At 72.3% G+C, this 23747-nt stretch carries 23 protein-coding genes, 1 tRNA gene and 1 pseudogene; 16 read left to right on the top strand and 9 right to left on the bottom strand.

Going from position 1 to position 23747, the window contains the following annotated elements; genetic code table 11:
- The first annotated feature begins 69 nt into the window (after positions 1-69).
- Positions 70-780, top strand: a complete 711-nt coding sequence (locus IE99_RS0115590) for a glycosyltransferase family 2 protein (protein ID WP_030170373.1) — start codon at positions 70-72, stop codon at positions 778-780.
- Positions 777-2006 (top strand): annotated as a pseudogene (mptB, locus tag IE99_RS33080) (polyprenol phosphomannose-dependent alpha 1,6 mannosyltransferase MptB); the annotation flags it as partial. The gene IE99_RS0115590 and the pseudogene mptB, both read left to right, overlap by 4 nt.
- 193 nt (positions 2007-2199) lie before the next feature.
- On the opposite strand, the gene IE99_RS33075 reads toward mptB, so the two are convergent.
- Positions 2200-4428 carry a hypothetical protein gene (locus IE99_RS33075; RefSeq protein ID WP_037559481.1) on the bottom strand — a complete coding sequence of 743 codons (2229 nt, stop codon included), beginning with the start codon at positions 4426-4428 and terminating at the stop codon, positions 2200-2202.
- An 85-nt stretch (positions 4429-4513) separates the two neighbouring features.
- On the opposite strand from IE99_RS33075, the gene IE99_RS0115575 reads away from it, so the two are divergent.
- The 5 genes from IE99_RS0115575 to IE99_RS0115555 all read left to right on the top strand — a co-directional run bounded on the left by IE99_RS0115575 (position 4514) and on the right by IE99_RS0115555 (position 9705).
- Complete coding sequence (locus tag IE99_RS0115575; RefSeq protein WP_084219520.1) at positions 4514-5839, top strand: glycosyltransferase 87 family protein; 1326 nt, start codon at positions 4514-4516, stop codon at positions 5837-5839.
- Positions 5836-6282 carry a DUF4446 family protein gene (locus IE99_RS0115570; protein ID WP_030170360.1) on the top strand — a complete coding sequence of 149 codons (447 nt, stop codon included), beginning with the start codon at positions 5836-5838 and terminating at the stop codon, positions 6280-6282. The genes IE99_RS0115575 and IE99_RS0115570 overlap by 4 nt, the downstream gene beginning before the upstream one ends.
- Before the next feature lie 64 nt (positions 6283-6346).
- Positions 6347-7279, top strand: a complete 933-nt coding sequence (pheA, locus tag IE99_RS0115565; protein WP_030170357.1) for a prephenate dehydratase — start codon at positions 6347-6349, stop codon at positions 7277-7279.
- An 85-nt stretch (positions 7280-7364) separates the two neighbouring features.
- On the top strand, positions 7365-8975 hold the full coding sequence (locus tag IE99_RS30355) for a hypothetical protein (protein ID WP_030170356.1): 1611 nt from the start codon (positions 7365-7367) through the stop codon (positions 8973-8975).
- A gap of 22 nt (positions 8976-8997) precedes the next feature.
- The gene (locus IE99_RS0115555) at positions 8998-9705 is read left to right on the top strand and encodes a hypothetical protein (protein WP_030170353.1); all 708 of its coding nucleotides are present in this window, start codon (positions 8998-9000) and stop codon (positions 9703-9705) included.
- A 96-nt stretch (positions 9706-9801) separates the two neighbouring features.
- Here IE99_RS0115555 and IE99_RS0115550 read toward each other — a convergent pair whose 3' ends face one another.
- From IE99_RS0115550 to IE99_RS0115535, 4 genes are all read right to left on the bottom strand, one after another.
- On the bottom strand, positions 9802-10422 hold the full coding sequence (locus tag IE99_RS0115550; RefSeq protein ID WP_030170351.1) for a dihydrofolate reductase family protein: 621 nt from the start codon (positions 10420-10422) through the stop codon (positions 9802-9804).
- Entirely contained in the window at positions 10422-10892 is a 471-nt protein-coding gene (locus IE99_RS0115545) for an SRPBCC family protein (RefSeq protein WP_211258823.1), read from the bottom strand. The genes IE99_RS0115550 and IE99_RS0115545 overlap by 1 nt, the downstream gene beginning before the upstream one ends.
- A 30-nt stretch (positions 10893-10922) precedes the next feature.
- On the bottom strand, positions 10923-11264 hold the full coding sequence (locus IE99_RS0115540) for an ArsR/SmtB family transcription factor (RefSeq protein ID WP_030170345.1): 342 nt from the start codon (positions 11262-11264) through the stop codon (positions 10923-10925).
- A 122-nt stretch (positions 11265-11386) separates the two neighbouring features.
- Positions 11387-11857 carry a hypothetical protein gene (locus IE99_RS0115535; protein WP_051712550.1) on the bottom strand — a complete coding sequence of 157 codons (471 nt, stop codon included), beginning with the start codon at positions 11855-11857 and terminating at the stop codon, positions 11387-11389.
- A gap of 40 nt (positions 11858-11897) precedes the next feature.
- Between IE99_RS0115535 and IE99_RS0115530 the strand changes: the two genes are divergently transcribed.
- The 3 genes from IE99_RS0115530 (at position 11898) to IE99_RS0115520 (ending at position 14914) form a co-directional block, all read left to right on the top strand.
- Entirely contained in the window at positions 11898-12704 is an 807-nt protein-coding gene (locus IE99_RS0115530) for a class I SAM-dependent methyltransferase (protein WP_030170340.1), read from the top strand.
- 58 nt (positions 12705-12762) lie between these two features.
- Entirely contained in the window at positions 12763-14022 is a 1260-nt protein-coding gene (gene serS / locus IE99_RS0115525; protein WP_030170326.1) for a serine--tRNA ligase, read from the top strand.
- A gap of 91 nt (positions 14023-14113) precedes the next feature.
- Positions 14114-14914 (top strand): Cof-type HAD-IIB family hydrolase, encoded by an 801-nt coding sequence (locus IE99_RS0115520; protein ID WP_030170323.1) that lies wholly within the window; start codon positions 14114-14116, stop codon positions 14912-14914.
- Positions 14915-14972: 58 nt separating this feature from the next.
- Here IE99_RS0115520 and IE99_RS0115515 read toward each other — a convergent pair whose 3' ends face one another.
- Together IE99_RS0115515 and IE99_RS0115510 are read right to left on the bottom strand one after the other, a co-directional pair.
- Positions 14973-15509, bottom strand: a complete 537-nt coding sequence (locus IE99_RS0115515; RefSeq protein WP_030170320.1) for a bacterial proteasome activator family protein — start codon at positions 15507-15509, stop codon at positions 14973-14975.
- A 33-nt stretch (positions 15510-15542) separates the two neighbouring features.
- Positions 15543-16499 (bottom strand): NAD(P)H-quinone oxidoreductase, encoded by a 957-nt coding sequence (locus IE99_RS0115510; RefSeq protein ID WP_030170317.1) that lies wholly within the window; start codon positions 16497-16499, stop codon positions 15543-15545.
- A 167-nt stretch (positions 16500-16666) separates the two neighbouring features.
- Between IE99_RS0115510 and IE99_RS33070 the strand changes: the two genes are divergently transcribed.
- The 3 genes from IE99_RS33070 to IE99_RS32410 all read left to right on the top strand — a co-directional run bounded on the left by IE99_RS33070 (position 16667) and on the right by IE99_RS32410 (position 19215).
- Complete coding sequence (locus IE99_RS33070) at positions 16667-18805, top strand: MinD/ParA family ATP-binding protein (RefSeq protein WP_245623218.1); 2139 nt, start codon at positions 16667-16669, stop codon at positions 18803-18805.
- A 91-nt stretch (positions 18806-18896) separates the two neighbouring features.
- Positions 18897-18985: transfer RNA gene (locus tag IE99_RS0115500), tRNA-Ser, on the top strand.
- Between the two features lie 56 nt (positions 18986-19041).
- Positions 19042-19215 (top strand): hypothetical protein, encoded by a 174-nt coding sequence (locus tag IE99_RS32410; protein WP_169744435.1) that lies wholly within the window; start codon positions 19042-19044, stop codon positions 19213-19215.
- Positions 19216-19227: 12 nt separating this feature from the next.
- Here the strand turns inward: IE99_RS32410 and IE99_RS0115490 are convergent, their stop codons facing one another.
- A complete protein-coding gene (locus IE99_RS0115490; protein WP_030170310.1) occupies positions 19228-19998 on the bottom strand; it encodes a M15 family metallopeptidase in 771 nt (256 codons plus the stop codon).
- A gap of 162 nt (positions 19999-20160) precedes the next feature.
- Here IE99_RS0115490 and IE99_RS0115485 point away from each other — a divergent pair, with 162 nt between their 5' ends.
- The gene (locus IE99_RS0115485) at positions 20161-20589 is read left to right on the top strand and encodes an MFS transporter (protein WP_030170307.1); all 429 of its coding nucleotides are present in this window, start codon (positions 20161-20163) and stop codon (positions 20587-20589) included.
- Positions 20590-20601: 12 nt separating this feature from the next.
- On the opposite strand, the gene IE99_RS0115480 is transcribed toward IE99_RS0115485, so the two are convergent.
- Positions 20602-21060: a MarR family winged helix-turn-helix transcriptional regulator gene (locus IE99_RS0115480; RefSeq protein WP_030170304.1), complete on the bottom strand. Its 459-nt coding sequence runs from the start codon at positions 21058-21060 to the stop codon at positions 20602-20604.
- 143 nt (positions 21061-21203) lie between these two features.
- Here IE99_RS0115480 and IE99_RS0115475 point away from each other — a divergent pair, with 143 nt between their 5' ends.
- Together IE99_RS0115475 and IE99_RS0115470 are read left to right on the top strand one after the other, a co-directional pair.
- Complete coding sequence (locus IE99_RS0115475; protein WP_030170302.1) at positions 21204-22220, top strand: pirin family protein; 1017 nt, start codon at positions 21204-21206, stop codon at positions 22218-22220.
- Between the two features lie 208 nt (positions 22221-22428).
- On the top strand, positions 22429-23628 hold the full coding sequence (locus tag IE99_RS0115470) for an AAA family ATPase (protein WP_245623217.1): 1200 nt from the start codon (positions 22429-22431) through the stop codon (positions 23626-23628).
- Positions 23629-23747: the final 119 nt, after the last annotated feature.

Below are 23747 nucleotides of genomic sequence, written 5' to 3'. Positions count from 1 at the left end.
GCGGGACATCCCGCGGGCCCGCGCTCATGTTCGCCCCCGCGCGGACCGCGCCCCACTACGATCACGGCTATGCAGGATGTAGCGGTGATCATCCCGGCCAAGGACGAGGCCGACCGCATCGCGGCGACCGTCACGGCCGCGCGGAAGCTGCCGGGCGCCGACCTTGTCGTGGTCGTCGACGACGGGTCGTCCGACCGCACCGGGCAGGTCGCGCGGGAGGCGGGCGCGCGCGTCGTGCGGCACAGCCGCAACCGCGGCAAGGGCGCCGCCATGGAGACCGGCGCGGAGGCCGTCCGGCTGCTGGACCCCGGCCGCCACCTGCTGTTCCTCGACGCCGACCTCGCCGACACCGCCGCCGCCGCGGCCCCGCTGGTCGAGCCGGTGCGGGCCGGCGAGGCCGACATGACCATCGCGGTGTTCTCGGCGACGGTGAAGCTCGGCGGGCACGGATTCGTCGTCCGGCTGTCCAGGGAGGGCATCCGCCGCGCGACCGGCTGGGACGCGACGCAGCCCCTCAACGGGCAGCGCTGCCTCACGCGCGCCGCGTTCGACGCGGCGCTCCCCCTCGCCCCCGGGTTCGGGGTCGAGACCGCGCTGACCATCGACCTGCTGCGGCAGGGGTTCCGGGTCCGGGAGGTCGAGGTGCCGCTCGCGCACCGCGCCACCGGCACCGACTGGCACGCGCAGGTCCACCGCGCCCGGCAGTTCCGGGACGTGGCGCGCGCGCTCGCCGCCCGCGAGCCCGTCATCGCCGACCGGCTGCGCGGCCGCCGCGCATGAGCCGTCCCGGCCCCGGCTCCCCCGGTCAGGGCCACGAACCTCCCCCCGGAGCGGAAGGCGCGCGCGCGGCGCGCCGGTGGGGGACGGCCGGGCTCTGCGGCATCGGGACCGGCCTCGCGTGCTTCCTCGGCACGGCGCTGCTCGGCCCGTCCGTGTTCCAGCCGGTCCTCGCGGGGTCGCCGGGCGAGCCCCCGTACGCGCTGGCGGCCGACCCGTCCCCGTTCCTGGTCGTCGGGCTCGTCGCGGCCGGCGTCGCGACCGGCGCGGCCGGGCTCGGGGCCTGCCTGCACGCGCTCCGGCGGGGCTGGCGCGTCCGGGCGTTTCCGCTGGTCGCGGCGGGGCTGCTGGCCGCCGCCGCGTTCATGTTCATGCCGCCGGTCGGGTCGAGCGACCATCTGAACTACGCCTCGTACGGGCGGATGGCCGCGACGGGCCACGACCCGTACGCGACACGGGCCGACGACCTGCCCGGCGACCCGGTGGCCGGCGCGCCGGAGGAGTGGCGGACGACCCCGTCGGTGTACGGGCCGATCACCACGGCGCAGCAGGCGTTCGCCGCGTGGATCGGCGGCGGGTCCGTCCGGCTGACGGTGTTCGCCCTGTCGGCCGTCAACGCGCTGGCGTTCGCGGCGACCGCGCTGCTGCTGCACCGGGCGGCGCCCTCCGCGGAGCGGCGGCTGCGTGCCGCGCTGCTGTGGACGTGCAACCCGCTGATGCTGTTCCACCTGATGTCCGGTGGGCACAACGACGTCCTCGCGATCGCACCGATGGTCGCGGCCCTGACGGTGTTCCGATGGCGCGGCGCGTCCCGGTGGCGCGGGGCATTCCGATCCTCGGGCGTGCTCCTCGCGGGAGTGCTGATCGGGGCCGCGGCGGCGATCAAGATGCCGGCGGCGCTCGCGGGCGGCGGACCCGCCTGGTCCCTGCTGCGCGAACGGCGATGGCGGCGGCTGGTCGCGCTGACCGGCGGTGCGGGGATCGTCGCCGCGGTGGCGCACCTGCTCGCCGGCCCGCACGTCCTCGACCAGGTCGGGCAGGCCAGCAGCATGGTGTCGCTCGCCACCCCCTGGCACCTGGTCGACATCGCCCTCGGCCGCGGCGACCACCGCGACGCCATCAAGGCGGGCTCCCTGCTGCTGATGCTCGGGCTGGTCGTGCTGCTGGTCCGCGTCCTGCCGGCGGACGAGGACGGCGACCGGCGGACGGCCGCCGCGCTCGTCCTCGCCTGGCTGCTCGCCGCGCCCTACGAACTGCCCTGGTACGACGCGTTCGGCTGGGCGCTGCTCGCGCTCCTCGCCGCGACCCGCGTCGACTGGGTGCTGCTCGTCCACACGACCGCGCTCAGCCTCGCCTACCTGCCGGCCCGCGCGCCCCGCCGCATCGGCATGCCGGACGAGCTGTCCTGGCTGTTCACGGTCGTCAGGCCGACGGTGATCCCGTGGACGCTGACCGCGCTGCTGGCGGCGCTGACGGTTCAGTGCCTGCGGCCAGGTCGAGCTCCAGCGACCGCACCCCGGCCGCGAGCATCAGCGGGATCGCGAGGCTGAACGCCACCGACATGATGACGAGCCCGGAGTCGTTCACCAGCGTGCCGATGACGCCCACGGCCAGCGCCCCGATGAGCGCCGGACGCATCGTCCGGCTGTGCGCGTAGGCGCGGTCCAGCAGCGACGCCCGGTACCGCGTCGGGCGCGCCAGCATGAAGAACAGGAACCCGATCGCGGCGGCGAGCGGCAGCGTGAACGGCCAGTAGCCGAGGCTGTTCAGCATCGCGTCGAACTTGCGGGCGACGACGTCCCAGGCGTCCCCGGCGACGAGGTCCTGCCAGAAGCGGCCGAGGTGCGTCGGGTTCGCCGACCGCGCGTTCAGATACGAGATCAGCAGCACGATCGCCGCTCCGGCCAGGCAGAACAGGCCCAGCTTGAGCGGCGAGACGCGGCGTCCGGTGAGCAGCAGGCCGAGGACCGCGAACGCCGGCACCATCGCGAGGACGCCGCCGAAGTCGCTGCCCCACGCGGGCAGGCCGTCCACCGCGACGGCGGCCACGCCGATCACCGCGACGATCCCCACCGCCGTGAGGGCCGCCCGCCGGGACGGGGCGCCGCGCGGGCCGTCCGCCCGCAGCGGGAACTCCGCCAGCCACGCCGCCGTCAGCACCGCCGCGACCGCGAACAGCGCGAACGCCTGGTTGCCGAACCCGTAGAACCGGCCCGCGACGAGCGCCGTGTAGCCCATCAGCGAGTTCAGCTGGAGCGTCGAGCCCGTCATCACGTCCACGGCGAGGACGAGCGCCGTCGCACCGGTGATCACGAGGCCGGGAGCGAACGCCGACCGGCGCCACGGCCCCGACAGCGCCACCCCCGTCAGCAGCCCCGCCCAGCCGAGCACCAGACAGACCAGCATGATCGTCGGGGTGGGCGCCCGCCACCACGGCACCAGCCCCGCGAGGAACGAACCGCACGGCACCGCCCCGCCGATCAGCGCGATCACCCGCGTGCCGCCGAGGATCCGAGCGCGCGCCCCCGGGTCGCGGCCGAGGCGCCGCAGCGCGAGCATCGCGACCCCGTACAGGACGAGCTGCGTCGCGAACAGCACCCAGTAGAACGACGTCTGCACCCGCCGCATCGCCTGCGCGGCGACGTCGCCGTCGGCGAGCCGCTCGACGCGGTCGGCGGCGCCCGCGTCCGACGGAACCCGCGTCCACGCCGACCCGACCGCCTCCTTCGGCTGCGGCAGGCCGAGGACCTCCAGCACCGTCGCCGTCGCGTCGGTCAGCGTGACCAGGCCGTCGTGGCGGGTCGCGCTCGACCGCAGCAGGCCCGTCCCGTAGCCGCCGCCCAGCGCGACGGCGAGCCGCAGATGCGGGTTGACGCCCGTGTCGGACAGCCCCGCGACGAGGACCGTCGTCCCGGCCGGGACACCCGCGACGACCTGCGCGATCCGGCGGTCGGCCGCCGCGACCGCCGCGGCGCGCTCCCTCGCGCCGACCGGGACCTGGTCACCGCGCGCGTCGACGCCGGCGGTCATGTAGGCGCGGAACACGTCGTCGACGTCGACGGCGGTGAGCGCGCACCGCCTCCAGTCGTCCGCGGACGCCTTGTCGGGGGAGGCGATGTAGCGGTCGACCCGTCCGGAGCCGTCGGCGGCGCCGAACACCGCGCCCGGCCCGACCGCCGTCGTGCAGCCGCCCGCCGCGCGCACCGCGTCGCCGAGCAGCCCGACCCGGGCGTGGTACGACGTCGCCGCGTTGTCGGTCTTGATCGCGGGCCAGCCCGCGGCGGCCGCCCCACCGGCCGGGACGGCACCCGCGGGGGAGGGCCCGCCGGGCAGGACCGGCGCGGACGGCAGCGCGCACTCGCCGTGCGCGAGCCGGGCCCGCTGCCCCGCCGACAGCGTCAGCCAGCCGTCCGTGGGGCACGTGCCGGCGCGGGTCGTCCGGACGCTGAGGTTCGCGCCCGCGCCCTTCGCCGTCAGCGCCCACAGCGCGGGAGTGGCGGCCTGATCGACATCGCTCCACGTCAGGCCCGGGACGCCGATGACGACGACCCGGCCCTTCGGCTCCGCCGCGGCGGGCGCGGCGACGACCGCGGTCAGGAGGGCGGCGACGGCGGCGAGGAACATGGCGATCTTCGTCCCCCGGAGCGTCATGGCGTTCAGGCTACAAGAGCGGGCCGACCCACCCGGCGGGATACGGACGGGACGGCCGGTGATCCGGTTAGGCCAAGATGAGGTCATGCGTGGAGTTCGTGGGCCCGACGTCGACACGGCACCGGCCGCTCCGGCGCCCCGGCCCGGACGCCGGCGGTCGCCGGTGGATCTGCTGATCCTCGCCGCCGGGATCGCGATCGCGGTCGCGGCGGCGAGCCCGATCGTCGCCCGCTGGCTCGGCAACCCGCCCGACCAGCGGCTCGTCGACCTCGAGGTGTACCGCGACGGCGGCGCCGCCATCCTGCGCGGCGCCCCGCTCTACGAGGTGCTCACGCAGCCGCCCCAGTTCCTGCCGTTCACCTATCCCCCGTTCGCGGCCGCCCTCGCCGTCCCGTTCACGCTGCTGCCGTGGCGCGCCGCCCAGTGGATCTGGACCGGGCTCATCTACGCGGCGCTGCTCATCTGCGTCCGGTACGCGTTCCGCGACCTGATCCGCCGCACCGGACGCTGGGCGCCCCTCACCACCGGCGCCCTCGTCGCCGCGTGCGCGTGGATGGTGCCCGTCCGCGACCAGGTCCGCTTCGGGCAGGTCGGCCTGTTCCTGCTCGCGCTGTGCCTCGCCGACTGCTGCGCCCGAACCCCCCGCTGGCCGCGCGGCGCCCTCGTCGGCCTCGCTGTCGCGATCAAGCTGGTGCCGGGCGTCTTCCTCATCTACTTCCTCGTCACCGGGCGGTGGGAGGCGCTGCGCAACGCGGTGCTCACCGCCGCCGCCGCGACCCTCGGCGCGTTCGCGCTGCTGCCGTCCGACTCCGCCGACTTCTGGTTCGGCGCGCTGCTGGAGGGCGGCGACCGCACGGGCGCCGTCAACGGCACCACCAACCAGGCCGTCAACGGGATCGTCGCGCGGATCCTGCCCGAGGGCCCGGTGCGGTCGCTGGTGTGGCTCGTCCTCGTCCTGGCCATGGCCTACTACGGATTCAAACTGGCCCGCCGCGCCACGCTCGCCGCCGACGACCTGCGAGGCCCCGACTCCAACGCCCTGCTGCTCGCGGGGGTCGCGATCACCGGGCTGCTGTCCGTCCTGCTGTCACCGGTGGGCTGGATCCACCATCTCGTCTGGATGATCCCGGTCATCGGCGCTCTGGCCGGAGACGGCCGGGACACCCGAAGATGTCTGCTGGCCGCCGGCGCCTGGTTCTACTTCCTCTTCCCCCTCCCCTGGTGGGGCACCAAACTGATCGGTCCCGACGACCCCCTGATCTCGGCTTTCTTCGGCCGGATCGTCCAGGATCTGTTCGGCTTCGCCGCCATCGCGATGATCGTCCTGCTCGGCACCTGGCTCGTCGACCGGACATCTCGGACGGGGGTTCCTTCGCAACCGGACGCCGAGGTGGGTACGCTCGCCCCGTGATTCTCGTCGCGGTGGCCGTTGCCGGCCTGGTCGCCGGGGTGGCGGGGCTGTCGATCGCGGTCGTGGCCCACAACCGGGCGAACCAGGTCCTCGAGCAGTGCGCCGAAATGCTGAGGCGCCAGCCGAAGGTCACCGACGGCTCGGTGGACGAGCGCGCCATGCGCGACGTCGCGATCGTCCACTACGACGCCCTCAAGGAGATGTCCGGGCACCGGTCCTTCTCCCTCGCCCTCCTCAACTCGGTCGGCGACGGCGTCGTCATCAGCTCCATCAACGGGCGCACCGAGACCCGCACCTACGCGAAGGTCATCGTCGACGGCCATCCCGTCGACGGCCTGTCCCCCGAGGAGAACCAGGCTCTGCGCGCCGCCCGCCTCGGCAAGGGCCCCGCCGTCAGCATGGCCGACCCCCTCGCCGACTTCGGCGGCGCCACCCGGAAGTGACGGCGCCGCACCCCACGATCAGTAGACTCGTCGGTCTCACCGCAGGACGAGCCCGGGGGACCGCGTGACCGCACACGACCGATACGCCTATCTGGGTCCGCGGGGCACGTTCACCGAGGCGGCGCTCCTCACGATCCCCGGCGCCGCCGGCGCCGAGCACATCCCGTACGCGACCGTCCCGTCCGTCCTGGACGCCCTGCGCCGCGGCGACGCCGACTCCGCCGTCGTCGCCCTGGAGAACTCCGTCGAGGGCTCCGTCCCCACCACGCTCGACGAGCTCGCCACCGGTGAACCCCTCCACATCGTCGGCGAGATCCACCTGCCCGTCTCGTTCGCGCTGCTCGTCCGCCCCGGCACCACGCTCCACGACATCAAGACGGTCGCGTCCCACCCGATCGCGCAGCCGCAGTGCCGGCGCTGGCTCGCCGACCACGTCCCGCACGCCGAATGGCGCGCCGCCACGTCCAACGCCGAGGCCGCCCAGCACGTCGCCGACGGCCACTACGACGCCGCCCTCGCCGGCGCGTTCGCCGCCGCCCGCTACGGCCTGTCCGTCCTCGCCGAGGACATCCACGACGTCGCCGACGCCGTCACCCGCTTCATCGTCCTGCGCCGCCCCGAGACCCCGCCCGCCCCCACCGGCATGGACCGGACGACCGTCGTCGCGTTCATCGGCGAGGACCACCCCGGCGCCCTCCTGGAGATCCTCACCGAGTTCTCCGTCCGCGGCATCAACCTGACGCTGATCCAGTCCCGCCCCACCGGCACCGGCCTGGGCTCGTACCTCTTCTGGATGGATTTCGAGGGCCACGTCACCGACGCCCGCGTGGGAGAGGCCCTGATGGGCCTCCGCCGCGTCTGCGCCGACGTCCGCTTCGTCGGCTCCTACCCCCGCGCCGACCAGGTCCGCCCCGAGATCCGCCGGGGCACCCACGACGACGACTTCACCGAAGCCGCCGCCTGGCTGCACGCCGTCCGAAACGGCGCCCCCAAGTGACCGAAACGTGATCACCGCTTCGGTCAACCACTGACCGATCTTGGGCGTCTCCTCCACACCTGAACCGTTCCGTGGAGGCCCCCCTTTGCGCCGCAAGACGTCCTTCCTCGCCACCCTCGCCCTCGCCGCGACCACCGCGGCGATGCCCGCGACCGCCCACGCGGACGCCACGGTCGTCTCGCTGACGACCCAGTTCGACAGCCTCTCGGCCGATCGCGTCGCGACGGTGACCTTGAAGGCGAAGTCGCCCAGCGGTATCACGAACATCGCGGCGGACGTCTCCGACATCGCCAACCCAGGCGGCTGGGTGCCCTTCACGACGCTCCGGTTCACTCGCGTCGACGGCACCGACAACGACGGCACCTGGCAGGCCGAGTTCCGCTCCGACATCGAGAACCACGCCGGGTACAACAGGATCGGCGTACAGATCACCACGGCGGACGGCGCGACCATCACGCGCGCGACCGGCCTCACCAACTGCTACGTGACGTCCATCGCCGACTTCGAGAGCAGCCCCTCGGTCATCGACATCGATAATTCGGCGATGACCCTCGGGGGGCGCGTGTTGCGGCAGAAACACCGCGACGCCCCACTGGAACCGTTGTCCGGCGTCACGGTCAACGGATCGGGGGGTGTCCGGACGCAGACCGGCACGGACGGCTCGTTCAGGCTCACATCGAGTGGCTTCACCTCCGCCCAGGCATACGTGCCGATGCAGGAGCCCTTGTGCCCCACGAGCCGGTGGGCGCCCGCACCGACCGTCATCAAGAAGCCGATGACCGCCACCGCCGAGCTCGTCGCACCGAAACCCGTGGTGACCGGAACGCAGGTGCGGATCAAGGGCCACGTCAGCAGGCAGGGCCTCGCCGGCCCCGTCCGCGTCGGGGACGTCTACTTCCAGGTCGTCCGCAACCACGGAACCGCGACCGCGCACCAGGTCGCCGCAGACCGGACCACCGCGGACGGCGCGATCGACATCGCATTCGCCGCCGACGCGTCGGGGCCCCTGACCGTCGTAGTGGCCGACACCGAGTGGCTCCAGGGAACGACGGCCGCCGCCGGTTCCCTCGAGGTCCGGCACACCGCCAAGATCACCGGATTCCAGGCGGGTCCCGAGCCTCTGCCCTACGGTGACCCGGTCCTGGCCAGCGGCACCCTCAAGGATGGCGACGACGAACCGATCGCCGGCGTGCCGGTCGTCCTCGAGTACAGCGCGGACGGCAAGACCGGCTGGCGGACGATGTTCACCGCCACCACGTCCGGCACGGGCCAGTTCTCCATGTCACCCAGGGGCATTACCCGCGACGGCTACTGGCGGACCCGTTTCGCGGGCAACGCGACCCACTTCCCGGCCATCAGCTGGTCCGACTACGTCGACGTCCGGTATCGGACGGAGATCTTCGCCTTCAACGCCTCGCCCGAGCCGGCGAAGAAGGGCAAGACCATCACGGTCCGAGGCTTGCTGCACCGCTTCATCCCGAAGGAGTCGTGGGCGCCGGGCGCAGCCGTCCACATCTACTTCAAGCCGAGCGGTTCCACGACGTGGAAGCAGATGGCGGTGACGAAGACGGCTTCGGACGGCTACTTCAAGAAGACGTTCACCGCGTCCAAGGACGGCACCTGGATGGCCATCTACAAGGGCGGCGCCACCTACATCAAGTCGAACGCCCCCACCGACTACGTCGACGTCCGCTGACTCTGTTCCCCCGGAGGTTCTCATGGCACGACGCTCAACCACCTTCCTCGCGGCGCTCGCGGCGCCGGTGCTCCTGGTCCCCGCCACGGCGCACGCGGAGCTGGACGCCCCGAAGGCCACCAAGATCGTCACCTTCAGCGCCGACCCGGAGCCGCTCGACTACAAGAGCCCGATCTACCTCACCGGCCGGCTCACCGACCCGGGCGGCGCCAACGTCGTGAACGTGCCCGTGACGGCGGAGTACTCCGCCGACGGCAAGACCGGCTGGCGGAAGGTGGGGTCCGCCACGACGACCGAGTGGGGCGCCTTCACGGTGACCGTCCCCTCCATCACCCGCGACGGGTACTGGCGGGCCCGGTACGCCGGTTCGCCGACCCACCTGCCGGCCACCAGTTGGGCCGACTTCGTCGACGTCAAGTACCGGACGTACTTCGTCGGTTTCAACGCCGCCCCCGAGCCCGTGAAGAAGGGCCGGACCATCACGGTCAGCGGCACCCTCAGGCGCGTCATGGACGCGGACCTGCCCGGCCCGGGCGCGACCGTCTACATCTACTTCAAGGCCAAGGGCTCCACGAAGTGGACCCAGATGGCCGTCACCAAGACGAACGGCAACGGCTACTTCAAGAAGGGCTTCACCGCGTCCAAGGACGGCACGTGGACGGCCGCCTACAAGGGCAGCGCCACCTACATCAAGTCGAGCACCCGGGACGACGACGTCGACGTCCGCTGACGCCTCCCGGCACCCCGAGCCGTCCGAACCGGCGGCTCGGGGTGACCGAACCTGATGGCCCACTGGGTCATACGACCTCTGACCTGTGCCGTGCGGCTACCGTTCACGGACGGCGTAGGTCAGGTGCGTCACTCGGGGGGAGTGCTCCGTGCGGACGGGTTCCAGGGCCACGCGGCTCGCGTCCACGCCCTCGAACAGGCGGATTCCGGAGCCGAACAGCACGGGTGACAGCGCGATCGTGAACTCGTCGATCAGGCCGGCGTTCAGGTACTGAAGGATGGTCGCGCCGCCGCCCGCGATGCGGACGTCGCGGTCGCCGGCAGAATCGCGGGCCCGCTCGAGCGCGGTCTCGATGCCGTCGTCGACGAAGTGGAACGTGGTGCCGCCCGGCCGCTCCCAGGGGTCGCGCTTCTCGTGCGTCACGACGAAGACGGGCGTGTGGAACGGCGCCTCCTCCGGCCACGCCCGCTCACCGGCGTCGAACATGCGCTTGCCCATCACGCTCGCGCCGGTGCGCTCGAACGTCTCCCGCAGGATGTCGTTGTCGCGCCCTTCCTCACCGCCCTCGCCGAGCTTCAAATTCTCCCGGAAGAACCGCTGCGGGAAGACCCACCGCTGCAGTTCCATCCACTGCCGCCCCATCAGCTCGTCGGTGGATTCGGGTGCGATGAACCCGTCCAGCGACATCGACACGCTGAAGAACACCTTCCCGGCCATCAGCCCTCCGCTCCCTTCTGGAGGATCCCGCTGACGTAGGCGGCCAGGTTGCCCAGGGTCTGCCGGCCGCCCTCGACCGCGTGGTATTTCTCGACGGACTCGTCGCGCAGCTCCCTGGTGGGGAACACCGTGCGCATCTCGATCCGGGTCGCCGCGCCGTCCGCCTCGAACGTGAGGACCGACTCGAAGGCGTTCGGGTCGTCGCGGGACTCGCCGTGCAGCAGCGCGATCCGCTCCGGCGGGGCGATCTCCGTCCAGGAGATCCACTCGGAGTAGTCCGTCCCGTCCGGTCCGTGCATCACGAATTCCCACTCGCCGCCGATGCGGAACTCGAACGACCGCGTGGTGGTGGTGAACCCGTCCGGTCCCCACCATCGCGACAGGTGTCTGACCTCGGTGAACGCCTCGAACACCAGCTCCCGTGGGGCGTCGATGACCCGGGAGACGACGATCTCTCGGTCGGCCGTCACCGGTGCTCCCGATCCCATTGCGCTCATGGCCTATTCCTCCTGCCCTTCCTGCTTCAGTTCCCGCACGTACGCGTCCAGCCGGTCGAAGCTCTCGTTCCAGAACCGCTCGAATCCGCCGGTCCACTCGTGGACGGAGCGCAGGCCGCGGGCGTCGAGGCCGTACAGGCGCTGCTTGCCCACCCTGCGGTCCCGCACCAGCCCGACCTCCCGCAGCACACGCAGGTGCTTGGACGCCCCCGGCTGGGTCATCCCCAGCTCCCGGGCCAGCTCGGTCACCGGCCGCTCACCCGTCCGCAGCAGCGCCAGGATCTCCCGGCGCTGTGGTTCGGCGATCGCGTTGAAGACGTCCGACGTCGTCGCTGCTCGTGCCATGAGCATCATCATATACCCATATTGGCATATGGCAAGGTTGGAGGCGGCAGACCCGGTCCTCCGCCGCGATCTCGGGAACTCCGATCGCCTGCGGCGGGCAATGTTGATCCGCCGGTATCGGCTCAGGGGTCCCTTCGGACGATCTGGAAGTCGTCGATCGCGAGCAGTTTCTCGATCGCGGCGTCCTCATACCATCGGATGTAGCCGACGAACTGCCCGAAGCCGCCGCCCTTCGTGCTGCCGTCCGCGGCCCGGTAGTCGTAGTCGCCCTTGGTGCCCAGCCAGGCGAGGAATTTCTCCACCTCGTCGAATTCGTCAGGGTGGAGTTCCTGCCGGGTGGTGAGGGCCCAGCCGTTCTCACGGGCTTCCAGCAGGGAGAACACCGCGCCGCTGATCCTCCGGGCGGCGCCCCGCCGGGCCAGGACGGGAAAGGGCGAGTCGTCCTCGTCCGGCTCGAAGGTGTCGAAGTCGGTGATGATCGTCAGTTCTTCAGGTCTCGGGCCGAGGCCGAGGTGCCAGCGGAGTTCGGCGAGCTCGTGCTCGGAGAGTTCCCGCAGGTCGAAGGCGAGAAAGAAGTCATAGATGTCCGCCATGCCGACGGATGGTAACGCGACCGCTGGTTAGGCTGCGGGCATGGCGAAAGATTTCGATCTGTACGAGCGGGAACTGTGGGCCGGTCGGGGGTCCGCGTACGAGCGGGGGTTCGCCCGGGTGACGCGCTACATGGTCGGTCCGCTGCTCGACGCGGCCGGGGTCGCGAAGGGGACGCGGTTCCTCGATGTGGGGACCGGGCCGGGGATCGTCTCGGCCGAGGCCGACCTGCGGGGCGCGGAGGTGTCCGCCATCGACGCCGACGAGGGCATGACCGAGATCGCGAAGCGGAACGTGCCCGGGGCCGATGTGCGGGTCGCCGTCCTGCCCGAGATCCCCTTTCCGGACGCGGCCTTCGACGCCGTCGCGGGCAACTTCGTCATCAACCACGTGGGGTCGCCGGGCGCCGCGCTCGCCGGGTTGCGGCGCGTCCTCAAGCCGGCCGGACGGATCGCGCTGACCTGCTGGGTCATGCCCGGGAGCGGCGCTCACGCGATCGTGCGGGAGGCGATCGAGGCCGCCGGGGTGCCGGTCCCGGACGACATCCCGGAGCCGCCGTTCCTGCGGTACGGGCAGATGGACGCGTTCCACCGGCTCGTGGCGGACGCCGGGTTCACCGACGTCGCGGTGGAGGAGGTCACGTGGGAGCACACCACCGACCCGGAGGACTGGTGGGAGACGGCCGGGCTCTCCCGGGTCGGCACCAGCGGCGTCATCGTCGGACGCCAGGACGCGGAGACCGTCCGGCGCATCAAGGCGGAGTACGACCGGATCGTCGCCGGCTACGCCACGCCGGACGGCGGGGTCGCGCTCCCCGCGCACGCGCTGCTGGCGAGCGCGGCGCGCTGACCGGGGAACCCGCATACTCGCGCGCGCGGCGGGGGCGCGGGCCGGTAGCCTCGGTTCCGTGATCGACCTGCGAGCTCTTCGAGAGGATCCCGAGCGGCTGCGCGCCTCGCAGCGCGCCCGCGGTGAGGATGACGGCGTCGCCGACCGGCTGCTGGACCTGGACGAGAGGCGCCGCGCGGCGCAGACCTCGTTCGAGCGGCTGCGGGCCGAGCAGAAGGGCTTCGGCAAGTCCGTGTCGCGGGCGCAGGGCGACGAGCGGCAGGCGCTGCTGGCCCGCGCGAAGGACCTCGCGCAGCAGGTCAAGGACGCCGAGGCCGAGGCCGGGCGGCTCGGCGACGAACTCGACGCGGTGCTGAAGACCGTGCCCAACATCATCGAGGACGGCGCCCCGCCCGGAGGCGAGCAGGACTTCGTCGTCCTGGAGCACGTGGGCGAGCCGACGGCGTTCGACTTCGAGCCCAAGGACCACCTGGAGCTCGGCGAGAGCCTCGGCGCGATCGACATGGAGCGCGGCGCGAAGGTGTCCGGCGCGCGGTTCTACTACCTGACGGGTGTCGGGGCGCGGCTGCAGTACGCGCTGCTGAACCTCGCGATGGAGCAGGCCGTCGAGGCCGGGTTCGTCCCGATGTATCCGCCGGTGCTGGTGAAGCCGGAGGCGATGGAGGGCACCGGGTTCCTCGGCGCGCACGCCGCCGAGGTGTACCACCTGCCGTCCGACGAGATGTACCTCGTCGGCACGTCGGAGGTGCCGCTCGCCGCGTACCACATGAACGAGATCATCGACGCGCTGCCGCGACGGTACGCGGCCTGGTCGTCGTGCTTCCGCCGCGAGGCCGGGTCGTACGGCAAGGACACCCGCGGCATCATCCGGGTCCACCAGTTCGACAAGGTCGAGATGTTCTCCTACTGCGACCCCGCCGACGCCCACGCCGAGCACCTGCGCCTCCTGGAGTGGGAGAAGGAGATGCTGGCGAAGGTCGAGATCCCCTACCGCGTCATCGACGTGGCGGCGGGCGACCTCGGGTCGAGCGCGGCGCGCAAGTACGACTGCGAGGCGTGGGTGCCGACGCAGAACACCTACCGGGAGGTGACGTCCACGTCGAACTGCACCGAGTTCCAGGCGCGGCGCCTCGCGGTCCGGTTCAAGGACGCCGACGGCAAGAGCCGGCCGGTCGCGACGCTGAACGGGACCCTCGCCACGACCCGCTGGATGGTGTCGATCCTGGAGAACCACCAGCAGGAGGACGGTTCGGTCCGCGTCCCGGAGGCGCTGCGGAAGTTCATCGGGCTCGAGGTGCTGGAGCCGGTCAAGCGCTGAGTTCCGTCGGTCCGGTCGCCTATGGTGGATTCCAGCGTGCGCGTCCCGTCCTGACCCGCTCTGCCGGGGACGCGCGAAACCGGAAGGTGCCATGCCCGAGCCGCCCCGTCTGATCGCCACCGACCTCGACGGCACCATCGTGCGCTCGGACGGGACGGTCTCCGCCCGCACGGTCGACGCCCTCGCCCGGGTGGAGGCCGCGGGCTCGACGCTGGTCATGGTCACCGGGCGCCCGCCGCGCTGGATGCGGGACATCGCCGCCGCCGTCGCCCACCACGGCGTCGCGATCTGCGCGAACGGCGCCGTCCGGTACGACCTGCACACCGAGACGGTGCTGTCCGCCGACCTGATCGAGCCGGAGGTGCTCGCGGAGGCGGTCGGGCGGCTGCGTGCGATCGACCCGGATCTGCGGTTCGCCGTCGAGTACCCGGGGTCGTTCGTCTACGAGGACAGCCACATCCTGCACCGGTGGAACGCCAAGGTCCTCGGCGGACGCGCCGTCGACGACGCGACCCTCGTGAGCCGCGGCGGGGTGAAGCTGCTCGCTTTCCACCCGGACGCCGACCCCGACGTCCTCGCCGAGAAGGCGGAGCAGGTTCTCGAGGGGATCGTGACCGTGACGCACTCGTCCGGGCGCGGGCTGCTGGAGATGAGCGCGCCGGGCGTCACCAAGGCCAGCGCACTCGCCGCGTTCTGCACCGAGCGCGGGATCGGCGCCGCCGACGTCGTCTCGTTCGGCGACATGCCGAACGACCTGCCGATGCTGACATGGGCCGGCACGTCCTACGGCGTCGCGAACGCGCACCCGCTCGTCCGCGCCGCGGCCACGCACACCACCGGCAGCAACGACGACGACGGCGTCGCCCAGGTGCTCGAACGCCTCTTCCCCTGAGCGAACCGAACGGCCGCGCCCCCCTTCGCCGGGGCGCGGCCGTTCGCGTGCTGCCGTGCTACAGGTACGGGCCGGACGAGTGGCGCCGTCCCTGCTGGGGCTGCTCCTCCTCCATCCCCGGCGGGACCATGCCGGCGGGCAGGGCGCGGCGCATCTGCTCAAGCTGCGCCCGCGCCGCCATCTGCTGCGCGAACAGGGTCGTCTGGATGCCGTGGAAGAGGCCCTCCAGCCAGCCGACGAGCTGCGCCTGGGCGATCCGCAGCTCGGCCTCGCTCGGCACCTCGCCCTCCGCGAACGGGAGGGAGAGCCGCTCCAGCTCCTCGACGAGCTCGGGGGCGAGACCGTCCTCGAGCTCCTTCACCGACGACTTGTGTATCTCGCGGAGCCGGGCGCGGCTGGCCTCGTCCAGGGGGGCGGCCTTGACCTCCTCCAGGAGCTGGCGGATCATCCCGCCGATCCGCATCACCTTGGCGGGCTGCTCCACCATCTCCGTGATGGGCTTGTTCTCGCTGTCGGAATCGCCGCCCTCGATCGCGATGCCGTTCGGGCCGACGACGAGAACCTGTGGTTCCTGCTCTGCCTCGTTCTCGCTCATAGTCCCCTCATCCTCACACGCTGATTTCGCATCTCACACGGTCAGCAGGATTTTGCCGACATGTCCGCTCGCCTCCAGCAGCCTGTGCGCGCGCGCCGCGTCCGCCATCGGCACCCTCTGGTCGATCACGGGGCGGACCTGGCCCGACTCCAGCAGCGGCCACACGTGCCGGCGCACGTCCGCGACGATCCGGGCCTTCTCCTCCAGCGGACGCGACCGGAGGCTCGTCGGGTGCACGAGCGCCCGCTTGCGCAGCAGCGTCCCGATGTCGAGCTCCGCCTTCGTTCCGCCCTGGAGGCCGATCACCATCAGCCGGCCGCCGGTGGCGAGCGCGTCCACGTTGCGGGTCAGGTACTTCGCGCCGATGACGTCCAGGATCACGTCGTAGGGGCCGGACGCGACGAAGTCCTCCTCGCGGTAGTTGATCGCGACGTCGGCGCCGAGCTCGCGGCAGCGGGCCGCCTTCTCCGCACTGCCGACCGTGCACACCACCCGGGCGCCCCACGCCTTCGCGAGCTGGATCGCCATGGTTCCGATGCCGCTGCCGCCGCCGTGGACGAGGATCGTCTCGCCCGGCTCCAGGCCCGCGAGCATGAACACGTTGGAGTACACCGTGCACGCGACCTCGGGCAGGCCCGCCGCGTCCACGATGTCCACGCCTTTCGGGACGGGGAGGACCTGTCCGGCGGGCACCGCGACCCGCTCCGCGTAACCGCCGCCCGCCAGGAGCGCGCACACCTCGGCCCCGGCCTCCAGGCCGGTGACGCCCTCACCGAGTTCGACGACGCGTCCGGACACCTCGAGCCCCGGATAGGGGGACGCGCCGGGCGGCGGCGGATAGAAGCCCATCCGCTGCATGACGTCCGCGCGGTTCACCGCGCTCGCCGCCACCTCGATCAGCACCTCGCCGGGCCCGACCTCCGGCTCCGGGACCTCCGTCCACGTGAGGACGTCGGCGTCCCCCGGCTGACGGATCACGATCGCACGCATACCGAGAACGCTACCCGGCTCTACCCGCAGCCCACTCCCGGACGCCCTGGGTCAAGGACGATCTTCCGGGGTGATGCGCGTCATTGACGCACGGGTATTCTGCGTTGTGGCCTCATGCCGACCTGCTCCGCAAACGATCATCCGAGTGCGCACTAGGGGGAGACGCGGTGGCGAAGAACGAGCACGACGGGCGCTCCCTGGAGGAACGGCTGGCCTCACTGGACGCGATGAGCGGCGACGCCGCCGGGCCGTCCGCCGCCGCCCCCGGGGAACCGGCCGCCGCGTCCGAGCCGCCCGCCGGCGAGCCCGCTCCCGCACGGGATCCGGCGCAGGACGCCAACCCGTGGCTGCAGCCGCCGCCCGCCCAGGGACCTCCGGAGAACGCCGCCCCCGAGGGGTTCGGCGCCCCCGCGGGCCCCGAAGGGTCCGTCCCCCCGCCGCCCGGCTTCCCCGGCGTACCGCCCTACGAGGGCGGCCCGATGCCGCAGCCGTTCGAGGGCGGCATGCTGCCCCCGCCCTACGCGGCGATGGGCGGCGTCCCGCCGCAGCCCTCGTTCCAGCCGCAGCAGCCGTGGGAGATCGCGCCCGCCCCGCCGGCCGACGCCTCTCCGGACGGGCAGGGCCCGCCGCCGCTCGACCAGCTCCCGCCCTATGTGCCGCCGCACGACCCGAACGCGGGCGTCCAGCCGGCGCAGCCGTACGCCTACGACCCGAACATGCCGGGTCAGCCCTTCCCGCCGGACCCGAACGCGGGCGGCCCGTTCCCGCCCGGTCCCCAGTTCCCTCCGGCCCCCGGCCACGACGGCCCGCCCTTCCCGCACGACCCGGGCGCGTTCGGCCCCCCGGCGCCGCCCGCCGAGGGCCGGCCGTATCCGGGCGCCGAGGCGCAGCCCGGTTCCTTCGCGCCGAACGCCGGGGGCCTGCCCTACCCTCCGGACGCCGGCGCCTTCGGGCAGCCGTTCCCGCCTCCGGAAGGGCAGCAGCCCGACCCGAACACCGACGGGCGGCAGGCTCCGCAGAACCCCGGCCCGTCCGGCGCGCCGCTCCCCGGCCCCGAGGGCGGGCCGTTCCCAGGCCCCGAGGGCGGGCAGTTTCCGCCGGGCGCGGGGCCCGACGGCCGGCCCGTCCCCCAGCCGGGTCCGGGCGCCTACGGGCAGCCGTCCCCGTACGCGATCGGCGCGGACGGGCAGCCCGTCCCGAACCCGTTCCCGATGCCCGGGACGCCGGGCGGCGAGGCCGGTCCGCCGCCGCAGGGGTACGCCTACCCGCCGATGCGGCCGGGCGTGCAGCCGCAGGGCCCCTACCCGGGGCAGCCCGGTCCGGGGCAGCCCGGTCCGCCCCCGCAGCCGCAGGAGCCCGACCCGCAGAGTTCCGAGAGCCTCAGCTCCGAGAACCTGCTGGGGGAGCGGCGCATCGCGCCGTCGTCCGGATGGCGGCGTGCCGTCTACAAGGCGACCGCGGGCAGCATCCATCCGGGCGAGTCCCAGACGGAGTTGCGCCGCAAGGACCTCATCGCCCGCGCCCGCACGGCCGTGGTGGGCGGCCACCACCGGGTGGCGGTCATGTCCCTCAAGGGCGGCGTCGGAAAGACCACGACGACGACGGGGCTCGGCTCGATGCTCGGGTCGCTGCGCGGCGACCGGGTGATCGCGGTGGACGCGAACCCCGACCGCGGCACGCTGTCGGACAAGGTGAAGCTGGAGACGGCCGCGACGGTCCGCGACCTGCTGAACAACCGCGACAAGATCCACCGGTACGCGGACGTGCGGGCCTTCACCTCGCAGAACCCCGCGCGGCTGGAGGTCCTCGCGTCCGACCGCGACCCGGCGGTCAGCGAGGCGTTCAGCGCGGAGGACTACGCCGCCGTCGCCGTGGTGCTGGAGCAGTACTACTCCATCTGCATCACCGACTGCGGGACGGGCCTGCTGCACTCGGCGATGGCGGGCGTGCTGAGCCTCGCCGACCAGCTCGTCCTGGTGAGCTCCCCGTCCGTGGACGGCGCCCGGTCCGCGAGCGCCACCCTCGACTGGCTGGAGGCCCACGATCACGGCCATCTCGTCCGGAACGGGGTGGTGGTGCTGTCCATGGTCCGCAACCGCACCCGCAGCCAGGTCGACCTGGACAAGCTGCAGGCCCATTTCGAGAGCCGCTGCCGGGCGGTCGTCCGCGTCCCGTACGACGACCATCTGGAGGAGGGGGCCGAGGTGGAGCTGGAGCAGCTCGCCCCCGCGACGCGCGAGGCGTACCTCGCCCTCGCCGCGGTGGTGGGCGACGGTTTCGCCTTCCCGCGCCCCGACGCCGAGTAGGAGCGCGGGCCGCCGGCCCGTGGGGGTAACCGGTCGTGGGGAGCGGTGCCGGGCCGCTATCGTTGACGTGGTCATCCGTCGCGGTGACCGGGGAGAGTTCGCATAGTGGACTAGTGCAGGCGCCTTGAAAGCGCCCAGGGCTGGGGACAGTCCTCGTGGGTTCGAATCCCACACTCTCCGCCTAATCGGACGAATCGGAGTGATTCGCCGCGAATGTATCCGTTACCCTCTTCGGCATGTCGCAGACACCGAATGATCCGGCCGGCACCACCCACCAGTTCGAGAACTTCGTGCGCCAGGGGCAGCCGGAGAAGTCCGGGGGAGCGAACATCGGGCTGATCGTCGGCATCGCCGCCGTGGCGGCCGTCGCCGCTGTCGTCATCGTCGGCCTCATCATGGTGATGGGCTGACGTTCTCGCAGTTCAGCGGCCGGTCGACGAGAAGTGCTGGTAGTCCTTCGTCCCGGTCCACGAGCCGCCCCAGCCCCATCCGATCGACGCGAACGCCTTCACGACCCGGTCGCCCGCGTGGATGAGGCCCGGGGTGCGCCCGGTCCTCTTGCGGTACTTCACGCAGTCCTTGTGGGCGACGTGCCCGGACGCGGTCACATAGGGGTTCTCGCAGGGGTTGATGTCGATCGCGAGCCCATAGGCGTGCTGTGACCAGTGGCTCCCGCCGGTCGCGTTCCGGCAGTTGAACGCGGACGTGTTGTTCGCCTCGATCGAGTCGAAGTCGCTGCCCTCGTACTTGTCGACGGGCTCCATCCGCTTGATGGGGTAGCGCATTCCGTACAGTTTCCGGAACACCTTGACGAGGTCGTCCGCCGCTTTGGCATTGACGACGAGACGCCCGTTCTCGTGGTGCCTGTCGTCCATTCCCCAGTAGGACATCCGGATCATCCGCAGCCCGGACGGGGGGACCGGGCAGCCCTTCCGCCACGAGTGCGGCAGGTCCTTCGCGGTGACCTTCTCAACGGTGGCGGAGAAGCCGCTCTTCCGCGACGGCGTCGCGGTGGGGGTCGGGGACTGCGAAGGTGTCGGCGCCGGCGCGGACGCGGTGGGCGGGGACGCCGTGCCCGGCGGGCCCGAGCCGTCCGATCCGCCGCAGCCTGCCGCCGTAACGAGCGCCGTCGTGATGAGCGCCGCCGCGACGAGCGCGCGGCGCGCGGACCGTTTCCCCGGCTTTCCTGGCATCCCTGCAGGATGGCATGCACGGGCCCCTGCGCGGACCATGGGGATTTCGCTACGGTGCGTTTGAAGATGCGCCCGCCGGAAACGTGCCGGGGCTGACGGGCCGCGTACTTCGGCTACGCGCCGGGCAGGCCACCCGGCGCCCATCCGGCCCAGGGAGCGGGCATGGCGGATTCTCAGGACAGGGACGTCGCCAGCCTCGAAGACGACATCTTCGCGGTGGCGCACAACGTCGAGGTCGAGCCGGCGGCACGGGCCGCCCCCCGCATCCGGTTGGGGCCCGAGCGCGCGCAGGCGCTCGCCGACCGCCTCTGGACGTTCGCCGGACGCGATCGCGGCGCCGTCCTCGCGGGACTCGCCGTCTTCGTCCTCGTCGACGCCGTCATGATGTACGGACCGCTGATGATGAGCCGCCGGCCGAGCCTGCTGCCGCAGTTCATCACGCTGCTGGTCCTGGCGTTCGGGCTGGGCGGGCTGCTGGTGTGGCGCGTCGGCGGCCGCTGGCGGTCGTTCGGCGTCGGGATGATGCTCGGCTGGCTCCTGCTCACCCTGATGTCGGTCGGTTTCCTGACCGGTCTGACCGCCCCGCTCTAGCAGGCCCCTGGTTCAGGCCGAGTCGAGGCTTTTGATGACGGCGCTGAACGCGCGTCCGATCGCGTCGAGGTCCTGCGGGTCGATGACGTCGACGAAATAGCTGCGGACGGTCTCGACGTGGTCGCGGGCCGCACGTTCCAGGACGGCGAAGCCCTCGTCGGTGAGGTGGGCGTAGACGCCGCGCTTGTCGTTCGGGCAGCTGCCCCGCTCGACCAGGGCCTTCGACTCGAGGCGGGAGCAGGTGTGCGAGAGCCGGCTGCGCGACTGGCTGGCGTTGGCGGCGAGCTCCGCCATCCGCAGCCGGCGCTCGGGCGCCTCGGACAGCCGGACGAGGATCTCGTACTCGGAGATCGAGAGCCCGTGCTTGCTCTTGAGATCGCGGTCCATGAGCTCGGTGAGCCGCAGGCTGCCGTCGACGTAGGCGCGCCAGGACCGCTGCTGCACGGCGTCGAGCCAGCGCGGTTCGGTCATGCCGCGAGTCTACCCAGATTCATTGAAGATTCAACTAGCTTGCGGGTAACAACGATCTACAGGCTACCTGAGCGGCCCATTCGGGAAATAGTTGAAGTATCAACTAGGTTGTACGGGGCGACCGACGTAGATGGGAGCATCCGATGCCCGCCGTGATGGCCGACCCGCTGACCCTTCCCCGACTCCCCGTCCTGCCCCAGGACTCCACCGACTGGCGCCGCGTCGCCAAGGTCGTCACCGCCCAGCGCCACGTGGAGGGCGAGGGCTTCCAGGTCCGCCGCCCGTTCCCGGGCATGGACCTCTCCCTGGCCGACCCGTTCCTGCTGCTCGACCACATGGGCGCCGTCGAGTACGCGCCCGGCGAGGCCAAGGGCACGCCCTGGCATCCGCACCGCGGGTTCGAGACGGTCACCTACATCATCGACGGCGCGTTCCAGCACCGGGACACGACCGGCGGCGGCGGCCTGATCGCCGACGGCGGCACCCAGTGGATGACGGCCGCGTCCGGCATCCAGCACATCGAGCAGCCGCCGCCCGAACTGGTGGCCAAGGGCGGTCTCTTCCACGGCGTGCAGCTGTGGGTGAACCTGCCGCGCGCCCAGAAGTGGGTCGCGCCCCGCTACCAGGACATCGGCGCCAGGGACGTCACGCTCCTCGCCGCGGACGACGGCTCGTCCCTGGTCCGGGTGATCGCGGGCTCGCTCGCCGGACACGACGGCCCCGGCGTCACCTACACGCCGATCAACTACCTGCACGCGACCGTCGCGCCCGGCGCCCGCCTGGCCCTGCCGTGGCCGCGCGACTTCAACGCGATGGTCTATGTCCTGTCCGGGCGCGGCACGGTGGGGGTGGAGGAGGTCGGGCTGGACGAGGGGCGGCTCGCGGTGTTCGCGGGCTCGCACCACAGGGGTTCGCAGGACGGCCTCGTCCTGCGCGCCGCCGACGCGCAGCCGCAGGCCGGTACGAACGGATGGGAGGTGCTCGTCCTCGGCGGGCTGCCGATCCGCGAGCCGATCGCCCGCTACGGCCCCTTCGTGATGAACACCCGCGAGGAGATCGTGCAGGCCTTCGAGGACTTCCAGGCAGGACGGATGGGGACGATCCCGGCGGAGCCGGTGCCGCATCTGTCGAGCGCCGACGAGAACCTCGGAGTCGGATGACGCGAGCCGCGGCGTGCGCTACTGTGTTCGAGCGAGTCGAACAGAGGTTCGACAGACCTGAAGCGCACGCCCGGGAGGCGGCATGGCGGCGACGGCCATCGACGGCGCGGCCCGCTGCCGGGACCGCAGGGCGACACGCCGTACGAGTTTCTACGCAAATCTACGGCCGCAGCTATACCGGCTCATAGAGTCCGACAGCGTGGACCCCGTGCGCAATCCCTATGCCCCCGGCGCCGGGCAGCGCCCTCCGGAGCTGGCCGGCCGCGACCGCGAACTGCGCCAGTTCGAGGTCGTCCTCGAGCGCGTCGCCCGCGGCCGCCCCGAGCGCAGCATGATCATCACCGGGCTGCGCGGGGTCGGCAAGACCGTCCTGCTCAACGCGTTCCGGTCGATGGCAATCCAGCGGCTGTGGGGGACGGGCAAGATCGAGGCCCGTCCCGACCAGTCGATCCGCCGGCCGGTGGCGTCCGCGCTGCACATGGCCGTCCGGGAACTCGCCCCCCGGCACCGGGCGCCCGACCGCATCGAGACGTTCCTCGGCGTGCTCAAGGCGTTCGCCCAGGCCGGCGAGGAACCCGCGGGCAAGGGCGCGGCCGGCAAGGGCAGGGCGCGGGCGCACCGCTGGCAGCCGGGCATCGACGTCCCCGCCGGCCGGGGCCGCGCCGACTCCGGCGACCTGGAGATCGACCTCACCGAACTGTTCGTGGACGCCGCGTCCGTCGCCACCGACGTCGGCGCCGGCATCTCCCTGTTCGTGGACGAGATGCAGGACATCCCCGCCGACGACGTCTCCGCGCTGTGCGCCGCCTGCCACGAGCTGTCGCAGAGCGGCGGCCCGCTGATCGTGGTCGGCGCCGGGCTGCCGCACCTGCCCGCCGTCCTGTCGGCGAGCAAGTCGTACTCCGAGCGCCTGTTCCGCTACGCCCGCATCGACCGCCTCGACCGGGAGTCCGCCGACATCGCGCTCCTCGCCCCCGCCGAGCGCGAGGACGTCACCTTCACCGAGGACGCCCTCGACGCCCTGTACGGCGCCGCCGACGGCTATCCCTACTTCGTCCAGGCGTACGCGAAGGTCGTCTGGGACGTCGCACCGGACACCCCGATCACCGCCGACGACATCAGGGTCGCCGCCCCCGAGGCCGAGAGCGAGCTCGCGGTCGGCTTCTTCGGCAGCCGCTACGAGCGCGCCACGCCCGCCGAGCGCGACTACATGCGCGCGATGGCGGTCCTGGGCGACGGCCCCGTCCCCACCTCCGCCGTGGCCGACCAGCTCGGCCGCAAGCCGTCCAGCCTGTCCCCCGCCCGCGACGGCCTGATCAAGAAGGGCCTCATCTACAGCGCCGAACGCGGCCTGGTCGCGTTCACCGTCCCCCACTTCGGCAAGTTCCTCCGGGAGCAGCCCGCCTGATCCGGCGACCCGCACGATCTCGGCCTAGATCGTTGATGGGGGTTTGCTGAACCGGCCGCGGGCATGGCGAAGGGCGCCCATGATCAGTGTGTGAAGACAAACCTGGACGCCCTTCTGAC

It is taken from the genome of Spirillospora albida (assembly GCF_000718255.1).
In the GTDB taxonomy this organism is placed as follows: Bacteria; Actinomycetota; Actinomycetes; order Streptosporangiales; family Streptosporangiaceae; genus Spirillospora; species Spirillospora albida.
Note: the sequence above shows the minus strand (reverse complement) of the source record. Positions and strands in the feature narration are given on the sequence as shown.

Excerpts from the sequence above, each read along its gene's own strand:
- IE99_RS0115590 (WP_030170373.1), top strand. The coding sequence starts at position 70 with ATGCAGGATGTAGCGGTGATCATCCCGGCCAAGGACGAGGCCGACCGC.
- IE99_RS33075 (WP_037559481.1), bottom strand. The coding sequence starts at position 4,428 with ATGACGCTCCGGGGGACGAAGATCGCCATGTTCCTCGCCGCCGTCGCC.
- IE99_RS0115575 (WP_084219520.1), top strand. The coding sequence starts at position 4,514 with ATGCGTGGAGTTCGTGGGCCCGACGTCGACACGGCACCGGCCGCTCCG.
- IE99_RS0115555 (WP_030170353.1), top strand. The coding sequence starts at position 8,998 with ATGGCACGACGCTCAACCACCTTCCTCGCGGCGCTCGCGGCGCCGGTG.
- IE99_RS0115550 (WP_030170351.1), bottom strand. The coding sequence starts at position 10,422 with ATGGCCGGGAAGGTGTTCTTCAGCGTGTCGATGTCGCTGGACGGGTTC.
- IE99_RS0115540 (WP_030170345.1), bottom strand. The coding sequence starts at position 11,264 with ATGGCACGAGCAGCGACGACGTCGGACGTCTTCAACGCGATCGCCGAA.
- IE99_RS0115535 (WP_051712550.1), bottom strand. The coding sequence starts at position 11,857 with ATGGCGGACATCTATGACTTCTTTCTCGCCTTCGACCTGCGGGAACTC.
- IE99_RS0115530 (WP_030170340.1), top strand. The coding sequence starts at position 11,898 with ATGGCGAAAGATTTCGATCTGTACGAGCGGGAACTGTGGGCCGGTCGG.
- IE99_RS0115520 (WP_030170323.1), top strand. The coding sequence starts at position 14,114 with ATGCCCGAGCCGCCCCGTCTGATCGCCACCGACCTCGACGGCACCATC.
- IE99_RS0115515 (WP_030170320.1), bottom strand. The coding sequence starts at position 15,509 with ATGAGCGAGAACGAGGCAGAGCAGGAACCACAGGTTCTCGTCGTCGGC.
- IE99_RS0115510 (WP_030170317.1), bottom strand. The coding sequence starts at position 16,499 with ATGCGTGCGATCGTGATCCGTCAGCCGGGGGACGCCGACGTCCTCACG.
- IE99_RS32410 (WP_169744435.1), top strand. The coding sequence starts at position 19,042 with ATGTCGCAGACACCGAATGATCCGGCCGGCACCACCCACCAGTTCGAG.
- IE99_RS0115490 (WP_030170310.1), bottom strand. The coding sequence starts at position 19,998 with ATGCCAGGAAAGCCGGGGAAACGGTCCGCGCGCCGCGCGCTCGTCGCG.
- IE99_RS0115485 (WP_030170307.1), top strand. The coding sequence starts at position 20,161 with ATGGCGGATTCTCAGGACAGGGACGTCGCCAGCCTCGAAGACGACATC.
- IE99_RS0115480 (WP_030170304.1), bottom strand. The coding sequence starts at position 21,060 with ATGACCGAACCGCGCTGGCTCGACGCCGTGCAGCAGCGGTCCTGGCGC.
- IE99_RS0115475 (WP_030170302.1), top strand. The coding sequence starts at position 21,204 with ATGCCCGCCGTGATGGCCGACCCGCTGACCCTTCCCCGACTCCCCGTC.